Source organism: Thermodesulfobacteriota bacterium, assembly GCA_036482575.1.
Classification (GTDB): Bacteria; Desulfobacterota; GWC2-55-46; order GWC2-55-46; family JAUVFY01; genus JAZGJJ01.
Genome location: JAZGJJ010000085.1, coordinates 1 through 3975, shown reverse-complemented (window position 1 = coordinate 3975; position 3975 = coordinate 1). Strand labels below are relative to the sequence as shown.

Annotated in this window: 6 protein-coding genes; 4 read left to right on the top strand and 2 right to left on the bottom strand. The window is 59.3% G+C overall.

Translation table 11 applies throughout. The features are described 5' to 3' along the window. From V3W31_03680 to V3W31_03665, 4 genes are all read left to right on the top strand, one after another. The coding region (locus tag V3W31_03680) for a hypothetical protein (GenBank protein ID MEE9614042.1) at positions 1 to 962 on the top strand (962 nt) is incomplete at its 5' end. Positions 963 to 1010: 48 nt separating this feature from the next. Next, positions 1011 to 1733, top strand: a complete 723-nt coding sequence (locus tag V3W31_03675) for a dolichyl-phosphate beta-glucosyltransferase (GenBank protein MEE9614041.1) — start codon at positions 1011 to 1013, stop codon at positions 1731 to 1733. A 115-nt stretch (positions 1734 to 1848) separates the two neighbouring features. Beyond that, positions 1849 to 2271: a ferritin-like domain-containing protein gene (locus tag V3W31_03670; GenBank protein MEE9614040.1), complete on the top strand. Its 423-nt coding sequence runs from the start codon at positions 1849 to 1851 to the stop codon at positions 2269 to 2271. Between the two features lie 30 nt (positions 2272 to 2301). Next, positions 2302 to 2634, top strand: a complete 333-nt coding sequence (locus V3W31_03665) for a PilZ domain-containing protein (protein MEE9614039.1) — start codon at positions 2302 to 2304, stop codon at positions 2632 to 2634. Positions 2635 to 2653: 19 nt separating this feature from the next. Here the strand turns inward: V3W31_03665 and cobJ are convergent, their stop codons facing one another. Further along, positions 2654 to 3442 carry a precorrin-3B C(17)-methyltransferase gene (gene cobJ, locus V3W31_03660; GenBank protein ID MEE9614038.1) on the bottom strand — a complete coding sequence of 263 codons (789 nt, stop codon included), beginning with the start codon at positions 3440 to 3442 and terminating at the stop codon, positions 2654 to 2656. Then, the coding region (locus tag V3W31_03655; GenBank protein ID MEE9614037.1) for a cobalamin biosynthesis protein at positions 3376 to 3975 on the bottom strand (600 nt) is incomplete at its 5' end. The genes cobJ and V3W31_03655, both read right to left, overlap by 67 nt.

The following is a 3975-nucleotide window of genomic DNA, read 5'->3' as shown; positions in this document are numbered from 1 at the left end:
TAAAGCGGATCAGACGTCTATCCGTTTTTATTCTTCCGGGCTTTATCGTGTGGGGAGGGATATTCCTCTACTTCGCCGGTGTCGGGAGGTTCGGCCCCTTCTGGGAGGCGGTATTCGAATACAACAGGTACTATGCCGCCTACAATACCGGTGGCATACTGACCAACCTCCGGAGCTTCCTTACGAACTCGGAGTTCTTCTTCTCTCCGGCCTTGAAGGAGGTCTGGCCCCTCGGGCTGCTATCGGCAGCATGGCTTCCGTTAAGCCGCGGCACGTACGGGCCGGTAAGGCGCTCCTTCTTCGTACTCCTCCTTCTCGGGACCCTTGTGGCCGTGGCCGCCCCCGGCCTTTTCTTCCCCCATTACTACCAGCTTTTGCTCCCCCCACTCATCATCGTCTCCGCCCTGTTCCTTTCAGACCTCGCCGGGTTTATGGAAGCAAGGGCCCCCTCGCTAAAGGCCGGGGGCGTCACACTGACATTCCTGCTTGCAGCCGGTTATCTCTCCTACCATCAGGCGCTATATCTCATGATGGGCCCCGAAGAGATCTCCGAGAAGAAGTACGGCACCATCTTCATCCACTCCCGCGAGCTTGGCAAGCGCATCGGGGAAACCACAACCCCCTGCGACACCATATACGAGTGGGGGGCCGAGACGGGACTCTACTACTACAGCCGGAGAAAGGCCGCCTCCGGGATATTCAATGTCTACCACCTTATGGTCGGACCGCTCGAATACAGGTTCAAGAAGTTCGAAAAGTTATCCGCCTCGCTTGAGAACTCGCCCCCCGCCCTTTTTATATGGAGCAACCGCTACGGCAAGGTGGACGATGGCCCACTCGCCAGGTTCATCCGGGACAACTATAACCCTGTCGGCATCTACATGGAATACGACATCTACGAGTATAAACACAGGAAGGCGCCGGGTGGTGATGACTGCACGGAAAAGGAAAAAACCGGCTGACGGGCCAACCTTGCAACCGCCGCCGTTTTATGGCACCCTTTAACGACAATGTGTTACCTCAGCATAGTAATCCCGGCCTACAACGAAGAGAAACGGCTCCCGGATACCCTTATAAAGATACGGGACTATCTCAACCGGCAGGACTACACGTGGGAGATAATAGTGGTGGACGACGGGAGCGCGGACAACACGATAGGGGCGGCGAGGGAGGCGCTGGGTGAAGAAGGGCTCACCGTCATAGGGAACAGGACCAACTCGGGCAAGGGCTGGTCGGTCAGGAGGGGGATGCTGGCGGCAAAGGGCGAGGTGGTGCTCTTCTCGGACGCCGACCTCTCCACGCCCATTGAAGAACTCGACAAGATGCTCCCGCTCATAAGGGAGGGCTGCGACATAGTCATTGGTTCGAGGGCGCTGCCGGACTCCGACATCGTCGTGCCCCAGCCCCGGCACAGGCAGACCATGGGAAAGATCTTCAACCTGCTGGTGAGGGGCATCCTCCTCGGCGGCTTCCGGGACACCCAGTGCGGGTTCAAGTGTTACAGGGGGGAGGCCGCCCGGGCCGTCTTCGGCCTCCAGAGGCTCGCGGGCTTCGCCTTCGACGTCGAGGACCTTTATATAGCAGGGAAGCTCGGCTTAAAGGTCAAGGAGCTGCCCATCAGGTGGCTCGACTCGCCGGACTCGAGGGTGGGGCTCGTCGGCGGCTCCTCCTCCATGCTCCTGGACCTTTTCAGGATAAGGCTTTACGACCTCGCGGGCATGTATAAAGTTTAGTCCCGGCGCGCCTGCACCCCTTACGGCGCGCCCTTTACACTTTCACTTCACCCGGACACAAAGAAATGGTAGAATCCGTTAAAATCCGAAAAATTGGAGGAGGAGGGCCAGTGTAATGGATATAACCACGGAAAAACTTATCGAACACCTGAACAACGACCTCTCTATGGAGTACGCCGCGGCTATACAGTACATCCAGCACTCCTCGGTCATGACCGGGGCGCAGTACGGCGACATAATAAAGGAGCTGAAGATCCACGCTAACGAGGAGATCGGCCACGCCATGGTGCTGGCCGACCAGATAGATTTTCTCGGGGGCGTGCCCACGGCCGACGTGACGAAGATAAATACCGCGAGCGATAACGTGGAGATGCTCGAGCAGGACCTTGCCGGCGAGGAGGGCGCAATAGCGCGCTACAAGCTCCGGATAGACCAGGCCGAGGCGTTGAAGGAGTTCGCTCTGGCCCAGCAGCTCAGGAACATCCTCGCCATGGAGCAGGAACACGCCATGGACCTGAAGCAGGCGCTCGGCAAGTAACCGCTCTCTTTCGGGTTATGGGATAAGCTGATGAGTAATAACAGGGTAAACGACAGGGTGCCGCTCCGATACGTCGTAATGTACGGCCCGGAGAGGCCGCCGGAGAAGACCTCCTACACGACGGACCTCTCGGAGACCGGGCTCTGCATAAAGACCGTCCAGGTCTACAGTCCGGGCACGAAACTGTACCTTAATATCGAAGTCGACGACGACATCTACGCGTGCGAGGGGGTCGTCATATGGGCCAAGAAGGTATCGCCGAACCTGATACGTACCCTTAAGGGCGGCATGGGGATAAAGTTCACGCGTATCGACGAAGCACTCCTGGAAGCCTACCAAAGGAAAAAAGCGGAGGAGGGTTAGCGAAAAAGGGGGGGCGCCTTTACTTTCCGACCCCGTAACCCCTCGGCGTAACCATCCTGCCCGCCGCCGTATAGGTGGTCGAGTTGCCTATAACCAGAAGCGTCGACATATCCACCGTATCATAAAAGCTCTCGACCCCCCCGAGGGTCGTAACCCTTACCTCTTCGTCATCTCTCGATGCGTTCCTTACCACACCCACCGGGGTCGACGGCTCCCTGTACCTGCGTATAATATCGACCGCACCGGGCAGTTGGGCGGTCCTCTTTTTACTCTTCGGGTTATAGAGTACTATCACGAAGTCTCCGCTCGCGGCCGCCTCGACCCGCCGCTCTATCGTCTCCCACGGCGTCAGGAGGTCCGAGAGCGAGACGGAGGCGAAGTCGTGCATGAGCGGAGCACCCAACACCGCGGCCGCCGCCGCGAATGCCGGTACACCCGGAACGACCTCCACCCCGAACGGAACTTCTCCGTCTCCCATAAGCTCCAGCAAAAGTCCGGCCATGCCATATATGCCCGCGTCACCGGAAGATACCACGGCCACGCTCCTGCCCGAAGAGGCGAGCTCTATCGCCTTCCGGCACCTCTCCACCTCGCCGGTCATGCCGGTGGAGAACGTCTCCTTGCCCCGGGTAAGCGGGGAGACGAGCTCCAGGTAACGCGCATAGCCGACGACCCACTCCGCCGAGGCGAGCACCTCCCTTGCCCTCTCCGTCAGGTGCCCGAGCCCGCCCGGCCCGATGCCTACGACGTAAAGGGCGCCCTTGCCACAGCCGCCGTGACCTTCCCTGCTTTTATCTTCTTTACCCATAGTTTTTCAGTTCCGGCCGAGAGGAGTGCCGCTGGCTCGCATACCCCGCCCACCCCGACCTTCTCCATTACCATGCGGGACGGACCGGACGGGAGTTTCTTTATCCGCTTGAGCTTCGCCTTCGAAAAAAAATCGACCGGCTTACCCTCCCTCTTCGCGAAGGCGATAAGGCCCCGCTCGTCCCTCTTTATGTCTATCGTGGCGAAGTTCCTTACGGAGAGAGGGGATACCTCTGCGGCCTTTAGCGCCTTCTTACAGGCCGTCTCGATTGCCTTCGCGCTAACGCCCCTCTCGCAGCCGAGGCCCACGACGAACTCCGGGGGCCTCAGGATGAGCGTCTTTTCAGGTAGCCCGCGCGGCAGCTTCTTCTTAAGCACTGAAGAGACGAGTACCACCGCGCCGCCGGTCGAGGTCCGCAGGGTTTTGCGGAACTTAAAGACCCCGCTCTTGCCGAACGCCCCCTTCATGGCCTTGAGCCTTTTAGCGTCACTATCGACGACTGTAACGGGCGTACCCACCCCCCCCACCCCCCC